This is a genomic window from Symmachiella dynata (assembly GCF_007747995.1).
Lineage (GTDB): Bacteria > Planctomycetota > Planctomycetia > Planctomycetales > Planctomycetaceae > Symmachiella > Symmachiella dynata.
Genome location: NZ_CP036276.1, coordinates 3,849,777 through 3,871,982 on the forward strand (window position 1 = coordinate 3,849,777; position 22,206 = coordinate 3,871,982).

Consider the following 22,206-nt stretch of genomic DNA (forward strand, 5'->3'; position numbering starts at 1 on the left):
ATTTCATGTCTTAGGGCGGTTGACAGCCCCAATATCTCTTTGCACAAAGAGACATTTGGTTCGAAGAGGGTTTTGAACGGGGAGATCGGAGCAGATCATTGCCAAGTTGCGTGAAGCCAAAGTTCATCTTTCCCAAGGGATGACCATTCCCCTGATGTGCAAGAGGCTGGGGATTCATCAACAGACCTACTACAAGTGGCGACGCGAGTCTGGTGGTCTGCGGAGGGATCAGGCGATACGTTTGAAAGAGCTGGAGAAAGAGAACAATCTCCTCAAGAGGTTGCTCGCTGAATCGGAACTAGACAAAGCCATTCTGAAAGAAGCCGCGTCGGGGACTCTCGCGCAGAAGTTCAGTAAACGGTTGCCTCCGCTTTCGACCGACCGAAACGTACGCTGAACCCGTGAACCCTTGCCAATTCAATGGTTCTCGAAATCGGCCCAAAGAGAATGGTTATGAAGAGGGATTGGCACGGGGAGAGGTTGGAATCAAACGGTGGGCTTACCCCAACGCATCTTTGAAACGGGCCGTACGCAATCAAGGCACTGGCTGACTGCGCAACGCAAGTCTCCTTCCAATCGCCTTCTCAATTTCGACCAGCAACATAAACAACAGAGAAACTCCCAGTATGCGCAACCACATCCAGGCGTCGAGAGGTGCGACACGAAAGAGGGAGTTCATGACCGGCCAATATGTGAACACGACCTGGAAGACCACAACGGCGGCAATCCCCCACCAAACAATCCGGTTTCCCAAGATTCCACGACGATTAAGGACCGAATCATTCAAGTTCCGGCTGTTAAAAACGTAGGCCACCTCGAAGAAGACAATTGCATTGACAGCCACCGCGCGGGCCGCCTCCAGACTGCTGCCGATCTCCAACTCGTAGAAGAACAGGCCGAAGGTCCCCAGCGAAATCAGCAACGACACGTAAACAATGCGCCACACCAGACTGCGGTCGATCAAAGGCGATTGTGGATCACGAGGAGGTTGTCGCATGATGTCCTGGTCCACCGGATCGAATGCCAGTGTGATAGCCAGCGCGACGGTAGTCACCAGATTGATCCACAGGATGTGCAGTGGCAGGATCGGCAGCAGCGCACCGAACAGCAATGAGGCCACGAGGGTCAAGCACTCGCCGCCGTTCGTGGGAAGGATAAACACAATTGTCTTCATCAGGTTGTTGAAGACGGTGCGACCCTCTTCAATGGCCCGCTCGATGCTGGCAAAATTGTCGTCCAACAATACCATTTCGGCGGATTCTTTCGACACGTCAGTGCCCGTGATGCCCATCGCTACGCCGATGTCGGCTTGCTTGAGTGCCGGGGCATCATTCACACCGTCTCCCGTCATGGCCACAACGTGCCCGCAACGCTGCAACGATTGAACGATTTTGAGTTTCTGTGCCGGCGCAACCCGAGCGAAGATGTCCACATTTTCCGCTGCCTGATCCAGATCCGCATCGTCAAGCTTTTCCAACTCGGCACCGGTCATCGCCCCTTCGGTAGCTCGGAGGCCGATCTGCCGCCCTACGGCCTGGGCGGTCGCAATGTGATCGCCCGTAATCATTTTTACGCGGATGCCGGCGGCATGGCATTTTTCGACCGCGACGATCACTTCCTGGCGGGGCGGATCAGTCATGCCAACCAGTCCTAAGAGCGCAAAGCCTTGCTCGGTATCCTCAAATTCGAGCACCGTCTCTTGCGGGTGTTTTCGCTTTTCCGCCACTGCTAGGACACGTAAGCCATCGGCTGCCATGCTGTCTGCGGTTTCCCGCCAAGTGACAATATCCAGCGGACTGTCCGACGACCATTCGTGAGCACAACGCGAGAGGACCGTTTCGGGCGAACCCTTCAGGTAAATCAAAGCGTGGCCCGAGTGGTTGTGGTGCAATGTCGCCATGTATTGCAATTCGGACGCAAACGGAATCTCATCGGTACGAGGCCATTCGCGTGTCGCGGCCTCCTGACGGAGGCCCAACTTACCGGCCAACACAAGCAACGCCCCTTCCGTCGGGTCACCGTCGATGCGCCACTTCCCGTCCTTCTGTCGCCATAGCGAATCGTTGCAGAGTGCACTGGCCTTAACCAATTCACTTATCGCTGGCGAAGCATCTAGTTCTACCGCCTTTTCGCTCTCATCCAACACAGCACCGGTCGGTTCATATCCCGACCCCGTGACGAAATAGCTGCCGTCCGGGGAAACGATACGAGTGACCGTCATTTCGTTTCGCGTTAAGGTGCCAGTTTTGTCGCTGCAGATGACAGTAGCACTGCCAAGGGTTTCGACCGCGGGCAGATTTCGAACTACGGCGTTTCGCGAGGCCATCCGTTTGACGCCGATGGCCAACGCAATAGTCATAATGGCGGGCAGGCCCTCCGGGATTGCTGACACGGCCAGGGCCACCGCCGCCATAAGCATTTCCACGGTCTCTTTGCCAGTGAATATTCCCACCAGAAAAACGAATACGCAAAACAGGATGATAACAACGGTGATCACCATGCTGAAACTCGCCAATCGTCGAATTAGCGGCGTGTCGATCCCTTCGACTTCGTGCAGCATTCCGGCAATCTGGCCGATTTGGGTATTGTCGCCGGTGGCAACTACAATGCCGGCCGCCGTTCCGTTGGTTGCCAGCGTGCCGGCAAACGCGAGATTGACCCGGTCACACAGCGGCACGTCCCCTTGCAACTCTTCGGCAGATTTCGCGACCGGCATCGATTCGCCGGTCAAAGGTGCCTCGTCAATCTGCAAGTTCTTGACGCGGGTCAGACGGATGTCCGCAGGCACCTTATCACCGCCCTCGAGCAGCACAAGATCGCCGGGCACCAATTCCGTCGCTGGCAACTGGGTCTTCGTTCCGTCGCGGATTACAACGGCTAACGGGGCTAGCATATCCTTAAGCGATTCGATGGCCTTTTCCGCCTTGGACTCTTGGACGAAGCCGATGATCGCGTTAATGAATACAACGCCGAGGATGACGCCGGTATCGACCCATTGCTGAAGCAAAGCCGTAGCGCCAGCCGTAGCGAGCAGAACGTAAATCAGTGGAGTGTGAAACTGTAGCAACAGACGCATCCAGGTGCTCGTCTTTTTTTGCTCCTGTAACTGATTTGGCCCGTAACAGTCGAGGCGCGATTTCGCTTCGTCCGAAGTAATGCCATCTTTCGACGAACCGAACACCTCGAACGCCTCGTCGCCCCGTATCAAATGCGCGTCCAGCGACGGTCGGCTCTTATGCGAAGCCTCGTCCACGGCCAAATCTGCGGTTTCACGCTTTATGTTCATTTCTTAAAACTCCATGCCGCCCTCCCCGCTCAAATTCCTTGGCAAGGTCACGGTCGCATGACAGGGTGGCTATCTAGCGTGAAAATTCATGGTGACGGCTGTGATTGAACAAAACATCTGCTGTGACTCGTTTTGCCTGTATCGCTTGGCTTCCGTTCCTTGCCCTGTGCGAAATCTAACCTCAGCGCACCGGTGAGACGAAACCGGCCGGTTTCACGGCCAGGACTGAGCATTCGAGCCGACCCAGAATGCGCTCCGCCGTATCTCCGATAAACATCCCGTGCTGTCCGAGACGACCGAGAGTTCCCGTCACGAGCAGATCTACGTTGTGGTCTTTGGCGAATTTCGGAATAACCTCGCCAGGTTCGCCCTGAACGAGATGAATTGAGGTCGGTTTGAATTCGCGTCCGAAAGAAGAGACGAAGTTCCACACCCGCTTCGAAGCTTCCTGCCCCCACTTGTGCAAGTATTCTTCAAATTGCTTTGACTCCATATACTTTTTGAGTTTCCCTTCCTCGTAAGCTCGCCAGGCATGGACGATCATCAATTCCGCGCTGTCCATTTCGACCAGCGATGTCGCGAGTGTGAGCAGGTCTATCCCCAAGTCGTGCTTGACGGCATCTTCCATGTTTGGATCGAGCGGAACGAGAATCTGACGAAATGCTTCTGGCTCTCCTGGTTTGATAAGCCACAACGGAGTCGGGCATTTTCGCAACAGATGCATGTCTATACTGCCGAAGAATGTTCGATGCAAGACTCCCTCAGAGCTTACGGTCTTGATCACTAGGTCGTGCTGGCGTTGGAGCGCGGCACGAATTACTTCGATGAAGGTGCTGCCGTGTGCGACGACCGTTTCGACGGCGAGACCGGCGTCTCGAATTGGCTGCACGATCCGTTCCAACTGTTCGCGATTCTCGCGTTCGATCGTTTCTAGCGCGTCCTCCAGGTGAATCGAGCGCAGTAGCGCGTGCGCCTGCGCCGGATACTCCTCAATCACTGTCATCGCTGTGAGGTTTGCGTTGTTATGCCGAGCAAGGCGAACACCACGTTCCAGGGCCGGGTGCTCGTCCAACGACAGATTGACGTATGTCAGAATGTTCTTGAATCGTCGCATCGTATTTCTCTAATCATGTTCTGGTCGACGTGTGACCGGCCCTAGCCGTCACGAGGATGCTTTTAATCGTTTCATCTTCCACTCCTCTCAAGAACGACTGGCGATTTGAAGCCCGGCGGCTTCACGGCCAGCAAAGAACACGGGATTCGAGGCAAGAGATGCTCGACCGTGTTTCCCGTGATGTATCCCGAAATCCCCGTGGAACCCACAGTGCCCATCACGAGCAAGTCGATTGCGTGTTGCTCTATGCAATTCATGATGGTCAAGTCGGGTGGCTCGATCACGAAATGCACCTTGGCAGGCAGCCGCAAGTCAACTCCGGTAATTTGCGTATCAATGTGCCTTACCACCTCGTTGCGATAGGTTCGCTTTCGCTCCGATGAAACGCGCGCAGGAAACATGTAGTCGAATTCGGGATACTCGGCGGCAAGAAGCACGTGGAGTTGAGCGTTCTGGAGCTTGGCCATTGAGCAGCCCAAGTCCATTGCCTGATCACCGACCGGCCGCAAGTCGTGGGGAACGAGAATAGAATCCAATTCCTGAGCCGCCAGCGGTTGAGTGACCCACACGGCACACGGGCATTTTCGCATAAGCTTGATTCCCGTGCTGCTTTCAGCAATCAACTCCTGAGCTATTGCCGATAAATCCAAGGCGAAAAGAAAGTCAATGGACGCGGAATTCAACCGGGCCAGCCACAACGCCGGACGAACGGCTTCGGCATTCGGCTCCGATAGCTTATCGGAAACGAAACAGTCACCCCACGACAAGCCGACTCCGACCAGGGGCTTCTTGAACCGTTTCATGGCATTCTCCTCTGGCAAGTCTTCGCAGACTCTTCGACGAAAGACCACCCTTGAAGCGTTGGCGTTTTTCGAGTGTTGGCGTGGCTATTTCAGATACGGCATGACCGAAATCCTACTAAAGAACTGCTTTACGCATCAACTCGGGCTTCAATGGTATCGAGCCAATTGCGAGCGCACAACGATCTATCTGAGTCACCAAAAGAGAGATCGCAAAATACCTGAGGTGACGACATCGCTCGCATTCGGCCGCCCATCAAACCTGCTGAGGTTGCATCGACCGAACGGTGTTCGTCTCAACCGAAACTCGCTTCGGTGAGTTGGGCTTCTGTATTTGAGAACTGCTAAGTCGGGGCGACCCAGTTGCGTCGTCGCACAACCCCTGCGGAATTCAGCACAGCAAGGCCGCCGAGAGGATCAGTGCCCACATCGGCAGTCACGAGCCTGCATTCAGCCATCTTCGAATTTAAATTGCCATCAGTCCGTCGCGGTCGTGGTAGATGATGTTACTCGTGCCCATATTGTTTAGTATTGATCGACAAGCCGCAGACCGGCGTCAAATGCCAATTCCAACGTGAGTCGGCGAGGAGGATGATCGGAGGGTCAGCACCTGAACGGCCTCTTGCCGTTATTTCTTGGTCTTCGGTTGAATCAGCACATCTGCGTTATCTTGAAAGGGCGGTAGCTCGGTAGTTGATTCCACGTCCTTGGAGCCGACCTTTTGGTAGTAACGGAGCAGTGCTTCCAGCTTCTGGCGATTGATCGCCGGTTCCTACGCAGCGCGTTTCGAGGCCGCAGAAGCGGCTGTTGCTGCATTGATGGATTGATCGTTTTCGAGCGACCCCACGCGGGTTAATGACCGCGCGGTCCAAAAACCATGACGGACCAAAGTTGAACGACGAAACAAAGTTCCACTGAAAATCGCTTGTCAGAACTGTCGGCGGAAATCATGGTAGCGAGCGAAAAATGCGATTTCAAACCGGAAAGTGTTCAGACTCGCTCAAGACATTCGAAGTTGTCGCGCGGCGCCGATTTCGCGTCGCCTGCCCTGCCCCGCTCTCACCGCATCGTGCGCTCGTTTCATGCCTTAGGGCGGTTAACAGGTCCAATGTCTCTTTGTGCAAAGAGACATTTGGTTCGAGGAGGGTTTTAAACGGGGAGGGCTTGTTGCATTTTAGATTTGATCCTGCCCCTGCCGTCTTTATTTTAGTGATTGTCTGAAACCGTAATAGATTCTACATTGCGGCAATTTGGCCTTTAAAGCCTTCGCTCCTTGCTCGGTCACGCTGGTATGTCGTAGGCCGAGGTATGTCAGTTTCTTAAGTCTTTGTAGATGGACGAGGCCGGCGTCGGTCACGTTCAAATTGTCATCGAGAACGAGCGTCGATAAGTTTCGCATCCTTCCGAGTTGTTTCAGGCCGGCATCGGTTATGTTTGGATTGCTACCGACCTCTAAGGACGTAAGGTTTTTTAGCTTTGCTAGCTGAATGAGACCGATGTCGGTGACACCAAAATTTCCACCAATATGTAACCGGTTGAGTTTCGGAATGTGTCGAAGATGCTTCAGGCCTTTATTGGTGATCATATGATTCGAAATATATAAACGCTCGAGTTGCGGGAACTTGGCGATCAGCTCCAATCCCGCATCGGATATTGTGCCACCACTAATAGCCAAATGCTGGAGATTGATCATCCTTCCCAAATACAGCACGCCTTGATCTGAAAAGTTCCCCGTCTCCGTGGATAACTCGAGGGTCTGCATATTTCGCATGTTTTGCAGTGCTTGCATGCCTTCGTCGGAGATATTTGTTCCCCGCAACAGCAGGCTTTGTAGAAGAGTCAGCCTGGCAAGCTTTGAAAGTCCACGGTCGGTGACCTCGGTCCCCACCAACCCCAACGTACATAGCTTTCGATACGATCCTACGACAGCCATACCATCATCGGTGACTCCAGTACTACCGACATCGAGCGTCTTAAAAAGTGGCAGATTTGCGAATCTGGTGAGGTCGCTGTCGGTGATTTGCGATTTCCCTATTAAGCTCGCCAAAATCACCGTATATGCTCCACGTGGAAGCTGACTTGCAGAGGTCAGAGGTTTGAAGATCCGTTCGTTTTGCATTGCGGATACTGAGCCGCCTTGGCTGAAGACCCAGTGAGCGACTGCGGCTGCGGGCATTGGATTCGCAAATGATATCTTCTTGGCAGGGGCAGCCGCTGCAGGGTTTCCAAGGTCCTTGATCCGAATGTTGCAGAATTCGGCGCGTCCGCTCGATCCTAAAAGGGCAATTGTTCCCCACGGATGTTTCAAATGAGCCGGCGTGTCTTTACCGGGATCGATTGTGGTATCAAGAATATTAGTGCCATTGAGATTCACCACAATGTGATTTCCGCGGCAAATGATTTCTTGCGAGTTCCATTCCCCCAGCGGCTTCAAATGTCCTTGCTGTGCTGCGGCGTAATCGAAAATCGATCCATGGTGTTGGCTCGCTTCGTTGATGCTCTTGTGCTTGGGAAATTCTTCATCCAGGATCTGAATCTCGATCCCTTTAGGAGCAAAGGGGGCATCGAATGACTGACGGATACCGATGCCGTTGTCGGCTCCCGATTCGAGTCGGAAATCAAATCGCAATATAAAATCTTGAAACTTCCGCTTCGTGGTTAACCTCCCTTGCAGCCGCCCGGAATAGACAAGCTTTCCGTTTTCCGCCGTAAAATCGGCCACGTTCCCGATCCAACCTGTTAGGTCCTTTCCATTGAATAAGTTCAAGAACTCCGGGTCATGGGCGACTTTTGGAGGCGGCGGTGGCGAATCGTGATCCTCATCGTCCTTGGGCGGCCGGCCCGTTTGAATAGGTTTAGCCGGGGTTGGGAGGGTGGGTTCCGGCTCAATCGGACGTGTGATCGTGCTAACGCGGTCTGTTTGTACTTCGTCTGGTCGAAACGGGCCGCGGGTGAGGTCCATAATTTGAAGGTTGCGGATTGTTGAGGTTCTGATGTGAATTGCTGGAAATCCTACGGTGTGCGTCACATCGTGGATATCCAAAACCTTTTTGCCATCAGCATATGTGGTCAGATGATCGCCAATCATCGCGCAAGTCCACTCAAACCCATCTCGCAGATTGTCGACGTGCTGCACCGAGTCGTGGAGTTTTACCCATTGTGGTTTGTGAGTTCCTGCCCCAAAAGCACGTCCATTAACCATCCATAAACCATAATAACCAATTTGATCCGAACGCAGTTTGATTCCTGCGTGCCAGCCATCTTTTTTCCAAATGTTTGCACGCAAAATAAGGTCGCGGTAAGGACGTGATCCAATCTCGTAGCCGTTATTATTATTCGTTGGCGATTCAATCTCCCCATCTCTGATTGTCACGCCTTCCCAATCAGGAACGTCTTCTTGATCTCGAATGACATCTTGCCAGTAACCCGTGAGCAGGTGGTCGTAATCCGTAGCTTGCCGCAGTGCCGTTGGACCTCCCAGCGCGGAGAGTGAACCGAACGTGACTGAATTGGTTTCGGTGACCGACTCGGACGCATTGCTCCCATCACCGAATTTAGCCCACAGGCGCGGTAATGTTTTTTGACCGTCGGGCAGGAGATTTGTCACGTCGGACGTTGTGGGGTAAGCAGGAATGCGGTCCGATAGCTTCTCCTGGCCGTCTATGTATAGCCAATACTGATCCCCTTTGACCTCTGCTCGATAGGTGTGAAAATCGTCGGACGTGTCCCAGTCGAGTTCTGCACCATTGAGCAGGTTATCATCACCATCAATCAGAAATATCCGGTTTTCCCATAACAAAACTGAAATGCCGCGAGCTGTTGTCGGTGTGATTTCCGCGAATTCCATCAAATTGTAACCGCGCTGATTCGTCGTGTGATTTTCCGAATTCACTTTCATGGTGGCTTCCATGAACATTCCGGCAGCTTGGGGGGCACGGTTCACGGGGAGTGTGGCGGTCCAAAAACTGTAGGAACTCATCCCTGCGTCATGAACCAATCGTTGCGAGGAGATTTCTGCCGAACTTCCCTGAGCCTGTTGTCCCTGATAAGTCCAGCCGGCAGCGCTGGGAAGTTTGCCCTCCGCTGCATCGTAGGTGAGAACCAGGGGATTCAAGTTGGCCGGATATCGCGGGTTTTCGAAGTTGTTGCGATCTCGCAAAACGGTTGGCCCCCCGTCGGCCGACAAGTCGCCGAACGAAACGTGCCGATATTCAGAGCGCGACTTGGATTCCTTGCCAAACGTGTCACCGAATATTGCGACCAAATCAGACGCCGAATTACCATTCCCCTGGGCTGGACGCAATTGTGCTGCTGTCTCATGGAGTTTCAATTCTCCATCGACGAACAGCCAAAATGTTTCATCGGCCATTTCCAACCGATAGGTATGGAAGCCATCTGTGGTGTCCATTTTCAGTCTATCGATGGCACTTCCCGCTGTATCGCGGATGATAATCTCGTTATCCTGTGCGACCAACGCGGCGGCCAAGTTGTGGGAACGAATGTCCAGCAGCGTCAAACCGGCGATGGTTGACGTGTGATTTTCTTCCAGGATTTTTGCGGTCGTCTCCATGAAAACGCCTGGATCGTCGACCGCAGCATCGATGGGGGTAGTCGCCGTCCAAAAACCTTGTCCGCCACTTTGGGCATCAAGGAGCAAGGTTCCCGACTGCATTGTCGCCATTTCATTACCTTGAAAAGTCCAGCCTCCCTGCTGTGGCATTTGTCCGGAGGATGCGTCGTATACGGGGATTAGATGTCGGGGATTGGTATTTCCGATTGCATCCTCCGGAGGATCTGCATTCGCCTGATCGATGGCAGCCACGTTATTCGCGGCGGGCGTTTTCGCTGTGACTGGGCTACGACTCATTTTGATGATCATCACTGCGGCCAACAAAATCACCAAGCTCGCTCCGCCAATCGCTGGGAGCAGTTGACGAGGATTTTCCCACCAAGGCGACTTTTCCACAGCTGCCGTACGTAGACTCGATCGCGGTTGGAGATCATCAAACTCTGTGTCATCGTATGGGAGATCATCATCAGTATCGTGCTCGTCCGCCTTTGCTGCGAGTTCGATTTTCAACTTCTTGTCGTAGACTGTTTTCTGTTTCGAGTTGAGCAAGCATAATTTCGCGGCAGCCAGTTCGTTCAATAGTTGTTGAGCCAATTCAAGATGTGGACCGGTGGCGATTTGATGCAGATAGCTCATCTGCCGTTCCGCGGCCGCCTCAATCACATCGGGGTCACTTTCAAAAAGTTTCAACGACAGCAAGCGATAGTGATTCGCAGGCTGTTCCTCGGGGGGAATTCCCAGCCACTTGTGATATGGGTTAAAACCGGTCAAAGACGAGTCGGAGGCGGTTGTCTTTTTTCTTTGCCGAACCGGAATGATGGAGGAAGATTGGTCATTGGATCGTGATGGTGAGACGCCTGACTTTGAGTTCGGATCTTCTTCGCGTTTGACTCGTAAGTATTCTGTCAGCGTCTCAGCCAAAGCAGCCATCGAGGCATAACGGTCATTCGGTTGTTTGGCGATGGATTTGAGGCAGATTGCTTCTAGTTGCGGATCGACGTGACTTCGGTGAGTCGAAGGTGGAGATGGCTCCCGGTGTAAAATGCTTGCGAAGACTTCAGCGACGCTGCCGCTAAATGGCCGTTGCCCGCAAAGCAATTCATACAGGATAACCCCCAAACTGTAGACGTCCGACTGCGGCCCCACGGCATTGGAATTCCCTTTGGCTTGTTCGGGGGGCATATAAGCCGGGGTGCCCAGAATGGCCCCGCTATGCGTGAGTTGAGCCTCGTCGCCCGTCATGCGCCGAGCCAGTCCGAAATCCATCACGACCGGATCACCTTGCTTGTCGATCATGATGTTCGCTGGCTTTAGGTCACGATGTACAACTCCAAGTTTGTGGGCCGCTTCTAACGCTAAAGAGATTTTCCGAATCACTGCGGCAATCTTGTGGTCAGCAATTTTTCTCCCGCCAACGAGAATTGACGACAGCGGCTTACCCGCGATGTAAGCCATGACGATGAAGTATTCGTCGTCGATTTTCCCAAAATCAAAAATGGGACAAACGTGCGCGTGGCGCAAATCGGCAACCGCACGCGCCTCTTGTAGAAACCGATCGATATCTTCTTGTGTTTCCAAAACCCCCGCCCGAGGGACTTTCAATGCGACCTCTCGATCCAATTGCGGGTCGTGTGCATGATAGACAGTTCCAAAAGCGCCTTCGCCAAGCACTTTGAGGATCTTGAATCTCCCGAGTTGTTTGGGAGCTTGTTTCAGTTTCTTAGACGAGACAGGGATTTCAATGAACGACGTATCAATCGATGCGTCTCGCAAACTGAAGGTGCGAACCTCGCGCGTCTTGGTCGCCCGATTCCCCGATTTGGCTGCGTGACTGCGAAGTACCTCGGCAACGATCTCGCCGTATTCTTCAAATCGCTCCGCAAAGGATTCAGCAGTGACGTGCTGCCCCTCCTTTTCCAATAATTCCACCTCAACCTTCAGCAGCGAGCGCAAAAACTGCGGAACATCGGCTGCATCGGCTTTCGGTAGGAACTCTTCAAGTTTTGGTTTTGTGCCCGATAACCATGCCGCTTCAAATCGATCGCACGCAGCGTCAACCTGTTGCGCGAGAGAGAGGGAAACAGGATCGGGAGTTTTAGCCATATGGTTTGAATGGGTTTGCGGAGATTGAAATCGAGAAGCGTGTGAATGAAAATTCGTACGTCGATGTGGCAGAGAAAATCTCAGCGTATTAAGTCTATTCCGAATAACGCTCAGTTACCGACATCAAATAGCAGGAAATTTCTTGACTTCGCACGGACCCAAAAAAAGTGATGAACGGAAGTTGAACAATCACAAGAGGTTCGACCGAAAAAAAATTTGTGGAACTGCCTGAGGAATTGATAGTAGCCTGCAGCAACGAGGATTTCAAATTGGAAGGTTTTCACGCTGCGTGCGCTAAGTGAGCCTCAGCATCGAAGACCAAGGCAATACGTGAATTCAAGCAGCGCGTTCGTACCACTAAATCAGCCCACCGAGTCGTTCGCGACGGATGATCTGATCGAGCTCTCTGCATGAGCTTTCGGTCATCCTCGATTGCACTGTTGGCGCTGCCGGTGCGCGCTCGCCCTGAAGATGTGTCGAATTCTATTATCGATTGATCATCGGAAGGCTATTTTCGCCATCAGTTGTGAGCGGCAAACTTGACTCGTTCGTCTTTTGCAAGAATCAACTTACGTTCGTCATTGTTTTTGAACCGCGCGGCGAGATCGAAGCACATCGAGGCGCAAAGACTCGCCCGCTCCATGACTCTATCACCCGATGTGCGGGCCTCAGCGGGAGTCGACGGTGATGTTATGCTCCAAGATCATGCTCTCCCCCGGTTTTAGAGTGCGTTCTCGGGTCCACAGCTCGACGTCCAGTGAGTTGTGATCCTCAGGGAAGGCCGCGAGACGCGTGAAATCAAGGTTCTCATCGTCGAACCGTTGCGTCACTCGCAGTCCCTTAGTGCCACTGAAGCTCCAGTCGCCGCGAGGCCGGCGTTCTTGAGCGTACCGCACGCCATCACGTAAACCTTGCACGACATCCGCCAGATCTTTGTCGACGGTGCGACCCGCGAGATCTTCGAACTGGACCCGTGTCGCCTTGAGTTCGCCCAAATCGAGGCTAAGCATTGATCGGACTCGTGCCAGTCGCGGTTTCTTACTGGGATTGATGAGCTCGGTGCGAACTTGCATAACGGGCTCTTGCGGCATCACCGAGATCGTGCGGACCATCCGAAATCCGTTGGCCGTTTCGCTAGCCATCGTGATTGAACTGGCGTCGTGTTTGGTGACGGTTGCCGGGTCCATGGGGCCGCCAAGAAACCATGTGAGCAGAGTACCAGCTCCGCCTTCTTCGCCGCCATGGAACGGGAATAACATGTCCCGCGTGGGATTGAGCTCCGTGATACTCTGACCCGACTTTTTGTCGGTAATCCGCAGCGCCCGCGCGCCGAGCAGAGGGACGACGTCGACGCTGATCACGTCGTTGTCAATTGTGAACACGGGAAGTGGCTGACTGGTCAGCCGGGCGATGTCGAGCAGCGTGTTACGATCGTTCCCTCGCTCACGAATGCTTCTAAATCCATGAGCACTCATCCGTGCCAGAAATCGCTCTGGATCTCCCGGCTTCGCCAACGGCTGCCGAAATACCAGTTTGCCCTCTTTCAGATCATAGCCTTTGCGGGGAAATACACGCGCGTAGACCAGCGGCATGCGTGCTACGCGAACCCGTTCCAGCAGTTCGGCATCATCCTCGACGGCGGACTCAGCTTCGTCAAACAATCGCTCAGCATCATCCAGGATGTCGTCCGGCAAATATCCCTGACCTGGATTGGTGTAAAGATGCATGTGGACATTGTCACGGTCGACCTTGTTCTGCAGCAGGTTGATGTAACGTTCCATCGCATCAGCTGCGGCACCGTAATATCCGTCCAGAAACTCGCGAATAATCTCTTGACCATCTCGATCAGGGTCTTTGAGCAACTCGGTAATATAGTAAGCTCGTAAAAGGCTGAATTCGCCTCCTCCTCCACCGGCCCCCATTGCCTGTGCAAACACTCCCTCGACACCAATGTCGCGGTAGAACCTCATGTCCGCGGACATGGCGCGGAGGTTCGGGAATGGCACGTAGTAGTGCGCGAAGTTGACGATGTAATGCCAGACGTAGAGGTGCGATGAGATTTTTGACCAAGCGATCGCGCGCTCCTTGAAGCGGGCGTTCAGTGGGCAGGTTGCAATCGGATGGCTATCACAACACGGAAACATATGGCATAGCCACACAGCCACGTTCGGGTGCATTTGCAGGTTCGCGGGTGGTTGCTCGGTGTACGTATAGGCCAGCGTGCCAATCAGCTTCTCGGGATAAACCTTTGCCGTCCTTTCAGCAAGCCGGTTGACGAACCAGAATTGGGTGCCGCCGGAAGTTCCGTAGAGTTCGTTGATCTCACGGCAGTTGTCACATTCACAAACGTTGTGCCAATCCATCTGTGAAAAGTTATGTTGGTCAAAATGCGGATACGCCTTCATCCGTGCAAGCATACGGCTGGTCACGATCTCGAGTACTTCGGGGTTCGTGAGGCAAAGTTGTGTCTCTGACCGGATGCGCTGGCCGCCAACCTCCGAAAAGTACTCCGGATGGTTGTCGAAGAATTCTTTAGGAGGGACGTAGCGGTAGTACGTATGGGCTCGACCGTCAAATGCGTATTGATTGCCCAAGGAATGAGTCTTGTCCCCGCTGCCCGAGTTCTCTCCTCGGCGATTGCGAAACTCAGCAGTCGAGCCGGGCCATGCGTAACTCGTGTCTCTCCAACGAAACGCTGGTCGCATGATAGTTTCAGTCGGCGGAATCGTCAGGTCGACAATGCGTGGTGTCTTCGTAACACCGGGGGCCAGCCACCGCACGCCCAGGTATTTTTCGAGCAAGAACCGGGTGCCATGCAGGGTCCCCGCCTCAGCAGTTCCCGCGATGATCACATGGGGTCCGACTGTTTTCAGGTGCCAGCCCTGCTCGCGTAATTCGTCCGCTGTCGGGTGAACGCCAAGCCTTGTTGCCACCGGACCACATCCCAGCACAATCATGGGAGTCTCCTGCCCCGGCTCGACCGCCGTGATCGGAAGCTTGACTCCAGTGCACTTCAGAAAGTGGGCCTGCAATTCTGTCGCCGCATATCGTTCAGACGGACTCGCCGATGGGTTGAGCACGATTTGATACTTTGAACTCCCCTTTTCTAGGAGAACTACCGAAGCGGAGTCTGCTGAGGCGGCCGGGGTCGGCAATGGGTCGTCGGCCTTCGCGCTCGAAGTGCAAACTGTATTCAACACGATCAAGGCAACCATAATACAAACATGTTTCATGCTGGTGGAACTCTGTGTTGGTGCCATGAGTCGCCTCTTGAATTTGAGCAGGAGCATAAAGCAAAGACGGTGGATTGGAATGCTGATGCGTGAGCAGAATAGAACTAGTTGGATTCTCAGCGGCTGTTCCGCTGGGTTTGTGAATCGGGTCAGCGGGATTCCATCGCAATATCAAACGGGTTGTCACCGGGGAGCACTTCAAGTTTCAGTTCGCTTTGGGCCCCATACTTTTCTGGGATCTTGCCTCGCGTCGCGTAACCCAGCATATGGTTCACTTTGACGGTGCATGGACCGACCGATACGCCTTCGACGCCTTCTGCGGCTCCTTCTGCAACAGGGTAATAGATGGCCGTGTAACTACCATCGTCATTCACTTTGGCAATCGACTGGGGACCACCACCATCAGGCTGAAAGAAAACTAAAACTCCGGAAACCGGCTGGCCATCCATAGTGACCATACCATGCACGGTCCCCAGTTTCGGAGTATCGGACCCACTGCCGCAGCCGGTCATGGTGACCAACATTGCCATGAAAGTTGCCACGAACAGTAAGGTGACACGTGTCATTTTCTTAATTCCTTAATGAATCGCCATCTATCGGTATGAGCAAGTCTAGATTTCCGTCAGGTCACTTCGGAGTGCATCGTCGCAGACCTTGAAGTGCATGTTTAGGGATCGATGCGTCTGCGGATGGATTACACCGCTGAGAGGTTTTTCGGTCAGAATGTTATGCACGCGAATCGAATCGTTGCCGTCTAATCGCTGATAGTCACAACGGGACTGAGCATGGAGCAGTTCTGTGAAAGATGGGAGGTGGCCGCTCAAGTCGGCAGCAGTGAACTCGAGCACCACCCGGCAGGGTGATCCTGCCGGGTGGTGGTGAGCGTTGCTGATATCCAAGTTATGCTGCTTAGAATTCGCCGACGATCTCACCTTGAGCGACCGTCGAAAGGGCTCGGTACTTGCCCATATCGATACTATCGTTGATGAATTGCACTGAGCCGTCAGCCAACAGGAAAAACCCGCCGCCCGAGTGGGCACTGCGGAAGTTGCTGGTCATGTCCTCTGTGGATGAACAATCAAGTCGATCAGCAAACACAAGAAACGTCTCGGCGACAGGATTCATATTCAAGGGGTAAGCTGTGCTGCCCCACAAACTCGAGGCCGCCTGGATGAGAACATCCTGCACTTCCAGGTCGTTTGGCTGGGCGATCAACCATGCCTGCGAGGCGTTTTTGCCGGACGTAGAAGGGGTCCCCGCATCACAGTCCGCCTGTCCTTCACAAAGTGGAAACTGCTGGCCAGTAGCCCCCTCACCCATGGCGATGGTGTTGGTCGTTCCGTCCCTGATGTCCCGAATTCGCATTGTCGAATTGTAGTCGAACATTCCACGCCCCGACGGCAGGTCTGTGGGATCACACCAGACATTCGTGGCCCCCTTACTCAATATGTAGTGCGTCTGGCCGTAGGTGTTCCCTGAACTCCCCGGAGGCGAAAGAAAAGAAAGCAGCAGCGACACCTCGTTGTTAACAACCGTTGAATTATCAGACACGGAAGGACAGAGAAACGTGGGGATCACAGTTCGTGCGACCTGTGGTGTCTGGTAAAAGAAGGCCACGTCGTCGTCGTAAAGATTTTTCAGGTTAGCTTGCTCGAAGTAAGGCAACATCTGAGTGATTGCACTGGAGTACACATACCCCCGGGCTTCTTCGAAGCAGGCTCCCACCGGAAACATGAGAAAAACATCGTGGTAATTGTGCATGGCCAACCCATGCTGTTTGAGGTTGTTTCGGCATTGAGTCCGGCGCGCCGCCTCGCGTGCCTGTTGCACCGCCGGCAACAACAGTGCGATCAATATGGCAATAATTGCAATTACTACCAACAGTTCGATCAATGTAAAACCCCGACGGGGGCTTCGATTCACTGCCATGATATTCTCCAATCAAGAAAGAAAATAATAAAAAGCCGTAACCAACTAAGGGTCCCGACATCGGTACCGTTAGCACGATTCAATCGATGGAATCAGGTCGCGCATCGGCGCATTGCTAGACAGTTAAGAGTTGATAGAAATGATATTCTCGTCGATGTCACTGCGAGAGGACGCCCGCGGTGCGCTGTGCGCCGGTCCTCTCCATCACCGCTCGTAAGGGTTCAACTGTGGCCCAATCGTCGTCTTCATCGCGCAACGCTAACGCACGGCCGAGAACAAGACATCTCGCCCAGTCTTTCGTGCCTCCCGCGAGGCGTAACGGATCCGCGTGTTTTCGCAGATCCCCTCCAAATGGACTCGATAAACACAAGCTTATTCAGTGGGACTTGTGTCCGTCGCGGCTACCAGCTTTGTTTCAATCGCGAATACTCTTCTGGAAAGACGTCTTTAACAATTCGCTCCATGGCTGCATCAAAATCGTAATCCGCTGACAACGGCGTCCAGCCAAATCCATCGAGCACGTTTTGAATGGTGCGACGAATAGCAAGGAACGGCTCTGCGATGCCCATATCGATCATTGCGTCACTGGTGGCGATGATTGAATAGGCTCCATCAGTCATTGCCCAGAGTCCAAATACTAGCGATTCCGGCGTCATGTCTGCGGGCAGAGTGATGTGATTCTGAGCGACTCCATCGCGAACAACACCCGCCACAACCTCGACGCATCGCAGCTGAGATGACTTCACCAATGCACGACGTTCTTCTGTAGTCTTGCCCCAGATTGAATCGGATTGCACGACTCGCTCAACACAAAAATGGTCGGGATACAACTTCACAAACAGTTCCCCCGCCACGCCAAGCGCAGTCATGCGGACGCGAGGGGTCCCCTGGTAGGCGGCTGCGCGTCGGTACATACCCAGCCGGATTTCCATCGTATCCTGAAGCAATGCCAGGATGATTTCTTCCTTGCATTTGAAGTGGTTGTAGATCGTTCCCCGCGAAACACCCAACTCGGCCGCTAAGGAGTTCAGCCCCAAACCCAGGTATCCACCCCTGACAAACCTGGCGCGCGCCAATTCAAGGATCCGCACTCCGCGATCGAATATTTCCTGTTTTTTCAACGAGATATCCTCCATTCGGTAAAATATACTGACACCGTGTCAGGTTTTCAATACTTTTCTGACAGTTTGTCAATTATTTCAAGATTTCTGGATGCGCACGACAAAGCGGAAGACTTGCCGCAGAGCACTAGAAACCTTCCGAGCAAGTGCGCAAAACCCTTTACGAGCAAGGTCTCACGCTTCTACCCATCGAGAGACACCACCGCCGTAACTTTTTCCACAAAACGCCAAGCAACGCACATCAGTACAAGTTGTTTCGACAGCGCGCTGTAAATGGCAAGGGCGAGAGGCTCTTCGAGCTTTTTCAAAAAGACAACCTGGGGGTTGTATTCGGTAGAGAAATCAGGTGATTGCAAAGTCTTGTTGCTTGAGTTTTGACGCATTCGCCCCGCGACCATCTCCCGCCTTGCTCAAGTTCCCTGCCGTCGGTGAACAACACGATAGTCCTCGATCAGATTCTCCGCCGTGAACAACTCGACGGGTTGATTCCGTAGTACGAACGCGCTGCGTGAATCATAGATCAGCTTTGGTTTGACGTGTGCTCTCTCATCGTGCGTACGCACCCGAAAACCAAACAAATTGAAATCATTGTCGCCACTAAGTCACGATCCATTCCGACAAAAGTGCTTCCATGCGTTTTTTCGGGAACACCTATTTGCTGTTCAACTTTCGTCCACCCTGGATTTGGACCGCACGGACTTTTAGATTCGTTTAGGTCATAAATTGTGGCGGAAAATAATGGCATTCGACTCGACGGCTCATTAGAATCGGACGACCTGTCGCTGGGCGGCGTAGCCGAGTCGAGGAGTCAAGGTCCCAATGGGAAACCCCATTGGGGATGACCGCTGCCAGTTGTCTAACTCGTACTCTTGGGATACTGCTTCGCCATGCCTCACCGCCTTCTGATTGCTTTTGCCTTGGCCACGATCGTCAGTTGCGACTCTTCGCGTTCGGAGTCGGCAGAGCCGCGGAGACCAACGTTTGCTGAGTCCGTGGGATTCAACACGCACTACCGGTCTCCGGTAGATCGCAAAGCACTTGAGTTGTTGGCTGGCATCGGTGTGACGCAGGTGCGGAACGATCTCGCGTGGAACCAGATCGAGAAAGAGCGTGGAGTCTATGACTTCGAGGGTGCAGGGTATGATACTTTCGTTGAGGCTTGTGAGAAGCTCGGGCTAAGGATCTTGTTCGTTCTCGACTACGGAAATTCGCTTTACGGTGAGAATCGCGCGGTTGTGGATGGCGAAGGGCGCCGAGCGTTTGCTGCGTTTGCTGCTGCTGTGGCAAAGCGCTATGGCGGCCGCGGGCACGATTGGGAGATCTGGAACGAACCGAACGTCGCAAAGTTTTGGGCGAGCAAGGATGGCGGCCCGGACCCCGTTGCCTATTCGGAGCTCGTGAAGGCGGTTGCGCCGGCGTTACGCAAGGCGGATCCGGAAGCGCGGATCGCAGCAGGCGCGTTGTTCTTCACTTTCGCTGATTCGATCGAGACGGGGGGATACGGGATTGCCGGACCTCGGTTTCTCAAAGAGGTCGCGGCGACGGATGCGCTTTCACTTGTGGATGAGGTGACGCTTCATTTGTATCGGCCCGATCAGCCGGAAGGGGCTCTGGAGGACATCGAGCTTGCGCAGCAGATCTTGAAAGACGCAGGACACGACGTTCCCGTGACTAGCGGTGAATGGGGGTACAGCACCTACGACCCGAACGTGCCGCCGGAAGGCTTGGCGTTTCTCCCACCGGTGAGCCTGGAGCGACAAGCCAGCTATTACGCGCGAATGTTGTTGTTAAATTTCGCGAATGGGCTCACGCGGAGCATCATTTACAAGAACGTCGACAAACGGAATCCGAGCCCCGGGCATATTGAACATCATTGGGGCATCACAACGGCGAAACTCGACAAGAAGCCGTCTTACGACGCGCTGAAGACCGCGCTCAAGATGGTGGGAGATGCACCGGTCCCCGAGAGGCTCGATCTTGCATCGAAGGAATATCAGCTTCGCTTCAAGAAGCCCGATGGGTCGCACGTGATTGCGCTCTGGGCGGAGCAGAAGGCGACTTGGACTCTGAAGGCGGAAGCACCGACCGGGGATGAGCGGGTCGTAAGCCGTGACGGCGATGATATAACACCGGAAGGACTGGAAGACGGGGTTGAATTCACGCTCGAATCCGATCAGGGCCCGATCTATTTGGTCGGCAAAATTTCGGTGACGCGCGCGAAATGAGCTGCGCTAGAGCAAGAGTAGGCTGCTAGCAAGGAAGACCGCGCGGAACAAAAACAGTGACGGCGAAAGTTGAACGACAAAACGAAGTGCGGCGAAAAATCGATTGGCAGAACTGTCGGCGGAAAACATCGTATCCAGCCACATCTGCTACTACTAATTGGAAGCTCTCCACAGTACGCGCGCACGGCAAGCGTACGAGTAAAGGCCGAGAACGCTGGTAAACTCATGCAGCGCGTTCGTACCATTGGATCAGCCCGCCGAGTCGTTCGCAACGACTGTTTCGCGAGCTGCTCACATACCGCTCACCATCGCTTTGAATCTGCCGATCATACAGATGGCCCAGCCAGCCTTGCACTTCCCGCCCGACCGTGACTGCCGCACGGCAACTCTATCAGCAATAAGATGCAAACACGTTAGAGGAATCGACCCCTGAAAGAACCATGATACTACGGGATTCCGTGGCAAACAGCAGCGACGCCCCGCACCCTTCGCGCCTTGGATATCTGTTTTCGCAGCAACTGAAACTCTGTTAAATGGTGTGGGGAACGGTTCATTGGGCCACCGTATTTGTCGTTGGTTGTTTTCAAGGGTTTTGTTTGCAATTCCTTTACTGGTTCAAGTCATGTCTGTCGCGGTTTGTGGACGTCGATCGCCGTTTCGTCTACGTAAAAAAACCGCCGGTCGCGGGCGTCGTTGGGGAGGATCGATGCCCTCCCCAACTTCGCCGCCACCAGCGGTTTCCCCCAAACACTTCCACTTTCTAGAGGTGGTACTCGTTCTTTACCGTGTCGTACCATGACGCATCCCTGATACTCTCCTCAGCTTGCCAAAACTTGATGCCGAAAATCCCAGGTTTCAGATTGTGGTGTTGTACGATGTGGTCGTAGCCCCCACCGCTGTACAACGTGTCTGTGGTATGGTCGTTGCCGCCGTCGATCCAATCGTTTCCGGCACCACCGGACAAGTAGTCCGTGCCGCTTTGACCGTAGAGCTTGTCGTGGTCGTTGTTGCCAAACAGGTGATCGTCGCCGCTCCCTCCATACAAGGCGTCGTTACCACGCCCCCCTCCCAGGCGGTCGTTGTCCTTACCGCCGTTCATCACGTCATGGTCGTTGCCGCCAGACAGATAGTCGCGGCCGGCCTGCCCGGTCATGATGTCGTTGCCGTTTAGCCCGTAGAGCCGGTCATTTCCGCTGCCTCCATCGATCCGGTCGTGGCCATCGCGGCCCACCAACCTGTCATGTCCATCCATGCCCCACAGCGAATCATTGCCGCCCCCGCCATAGAGCGTGTCGTTGCCGGTTTCACCATATGCCGTCATTTCGATGTCGCTGCGATTGACGACGTAGTCATTGCCGGCCCCAGCGAATACTTTGATTTCGTCGACCTTATCCAAGTCGTAATCCTTGCGTTTTTTCAACTTCCATTTGCCATCCTTTTCCTGGTAGATCTTGACTTCAACTTCGTCGTGATCGTGGTACTGAATGTAAATCTTCTCGGATTTTTCCGAGCCTTCGACTTCCAGGACGCCGTCGTCCAGGTCGATGTCGACACCGGCGGTCATCACACGGCGATCTTCCAGGTTCTCAAACTGCATCGTTCGTTTCTTGGTAGCGTTCATCGTTTCTGTTCCTTGCGTTTTCTTGTTTCAGTGTTTTGGTTGTTTGAATCTTCCGTTCCTGCCTTCAGATCACCTTCGCGATACGTCCGCGGCCAAATGTGGTGGCTTTTTTTGAAAAAACGCTCGAATTGGTGAGTTGTCGCAGTAAGTCCTTGCAGTGCTGTAAGTTGTTGCCAATAATCGAACGGCGTGGCCCAGTACTTC

At 53.6% G+C, this 22,206-nt stretch carries 12 protein-coding genes; 2 read left to right on the forward strand and 10 right to left on the reverse strand.

The features are described 5' to 3' along the window. Nucleotides 1–97: 97 nt before the first annotated feature. Entirely contained in the window at nt 98–397 is a 300-nt protein-coding gene (locus Mal52_RS14715; protein WP_420824953.1) for a transposase, read from the forward strand. A 138-nt stretch (nt 398–535) separates the two neighbouring features. Here Mal52_RS14715 and Mal52_RS14720 read toward each other — a convergent pair whose 3' ends face one another. The 9 genes from Mal52_RS14720 to Mal52_RS14760 form a co-directional block, all read right to left on the reverse strand. After that, on the reverse strand, nt 536–3,286 hold the full coding sequence (locus Mal52_RS14720; protein WP_145376955.1) for a cation-translocating P-type ATPase: 2,751 nt from the start codon (nt 3,284–3,286) through the stop codon (nt 536–538). A gap of 181 nt (nt 3,287–3,467) precedes the next feature. Next, entirely contained in the window at nt 3,468–4,400 is a 933-nt protein-coding gene (locus tag Mal52_RS14725; protein WP_145376956.1) for a universal stress protein, read from the reverse strand. A gap of 71 nt (nt 4,401–4,471) precedes the next feature. Next, nucleotides 4,472–5,203 carry a universal stress protein gene (locus Mal52_RS14730; RefSeq protein WP_145376957.1) on the reverse strand — a complete coding sequence of 244 codons (732 nt, stop codon included), beginning with the start codon at nt 5,201–5,203 and terminating at the stop codon, nt 4,472–4,474. Between the two features lie 1,198 nt (nt 5,204–6,401). Continuing rightward, nucleotides 6,402–11,873, reverse strand: a complete 5,472-nt coding sequence (locus tag Mal52_RS14735; protein WP_145376958.1) for a protein kinase domain-containing protein — start codon at nt 11,871–11,873, stop codon at nt 6,402–6,404. A 668-nt stretch (nt 11,874–12,541) separates the two neighbouring features. Further along, the gene (locus tag Mal52_RS14740) at nt 12,542–15,133 is read right to left on the reverse strand and encodes a DUF4838 domain-containing protein (RefSeq protein WP_197534930.1); all 2,592 of its coding nucleotides are present in this window, start codon (nt 15,131–15,133) and stop codon (nt 12,542–12,544) included. A gap of 122 nt (nt 15,134–15,255) precedes the next feature. After that, nucleotides 15,256–15,672, reverse strand: a complete 417-nt coding sequence (locus tag Mal52_RS14745) for a peptidase associated/transthyretin-like domain-containing protein (RefSeq protein ID WP_145376960.1) — start codon at nt 15,670–15,672, stop codon at nt 15,256–15,258. A gap of 343 nt (nt 15,673–16,015) precedes the next feature. Further along, nucleotides 16,016–17,035 (reverse strand): DUF1559 domain-containing protein, encoded by a 1,020-nt coding sequence (locus Mal52_RS14750; RefSeq protein ID WP_145376961.1) that lies wholly within the window; start codon nt 17,033–17,035, stop codon nt 16,016–16,018. Nucleotides 17,036–17,436: 401 nt separating this feature from the next. Continuing rightward, entirely contained in the window at nt 17,437–18,156 is a 720-nt protein-coding gene (locus Mal52_RS14755; RefSeq protein WP_197533964.1) for a TetR/AcrR family transcriptional regulator, read from the reverse strand. Between the two features lie 182 nt (nt 18,157–18,338). Next, the gene (locus tag Mal52_RS14760) at nt 18,339–18,539 is read right to left on the reverse strand and encodes a hypothetical protein (RefSeq protein ID WP_145376963.1); all 201 of its coding nucleotides are present in this window, start codon (nt 18,537–18,539) and stop codon (nt 18,339–18,341) included. 609 nt (nt 18,540–19,148) lie between these two features. Between Mal52_RS14760 and Mal52_RS14765 the strand changes: the two genes are divergently transcribed. Next, nucleotides 19,149–20,381 carry a glycoside hydrolase 5 family protein gene (locus Mal52_RS14765; RefSeq protein WP_145376964.1) on the forward strand — a complete coding sequence of 411 codons (1,233 nt, stop codon included), beginning with the start codon at nt 19,149–19,151 and terminating at the stop codon, nt 20,379–20,381. Nucleotides 20,382–21,141: 760 nt separating this feature from the next. On the opposite strand, the gene Mal52_RS14770 is transcribed toward Mal52_RS14765, so the two are convergent. Continuing rightward, the gene (locus Mal52_RS14770) at nt 21,142–22,002 is read right to left on the reverse strand and encodes a calcium-binding protein (protein WP_145376965.1); all 861 of its coding nucleotides are present in this window, start codon (nt 22,000–22,002) and stop codon (nt 21,142–21,144) included. Between the last annotated feature and the right edge of the window lie 204 nt (nt 22,003–22,206).

What these genes read in the sequence shown, in the direction of transcription:
- Mal52_RS14720 (WP_145376955.1), bottom strand. Translation starts at nt 3,286, where the DNA reads ATGAACATAAAGCGTGAAACCGCAGATTTGGCCGTGGACGAGGCTTCG.
- Mal52_RS14725 (WP_145376956.1), bottom strand. Translation starts at nt 4,400, where the DNA reads ATGCGACGATTCAAGAACATTCTGACATACGTCAATCTGTCGTTGGAC.
- Mal52_RS14730 (WP_145376957.1), bottom strand. Translation starts at nt 5,203, where the DNA reads ATGAAACGGTTCAAGAAGCCCCTGGTCGGAGTCGGCTTGTCGTGGGGT.
- Mal52_RS14735 (WP_145376958.1), bottom strand. Translation starts at nt 11,873, where the DNA reads ATGGCTAAAACTCCCGATCCTGTTTCCCTCTCTCTCGCGCAACAGGTT.
- Mal52_RS14740 (WP_197534930.1), bottom strand. Translation starts at nt 15,133, where the DNA reads ATGGCACCAACACAGAGTTCCACCAGCATGAAACATGTTTGTATTATG.
- Mal52_RS14745 (WP_145376960.1), bottom strand. Translation starts at nt 15,672, where the DNA reads ATGACACGTGTCACCTTACTGTTCGTGGCAACTTTCATGGCAATGTTG.
- Mal52_RS14750 (WP_145376961.1), bottom strand. Translation starts at nt 17,035, where the DNA reads ATGGCAGTGAATCGAAGCCCCCGTCGGGGTTTTACATTGATCGAACTG.
- Mal52_RS14760 (WP_145376963.1), bottom strand. Translation starts at nt 18,539, where the DNA reads ATGCGTCAAAACTCAAGCAACAAGACTTTGCAATCACCTGATTTCTCT.
- Mal52_RS14770 (WP_145376965.1), bottom strand. Translation starts at nt 22,002, where the DNA reads ATGAACGCTACCAAGAAACGAACGATGCAGTTTGAGAACCTGGAAGAT.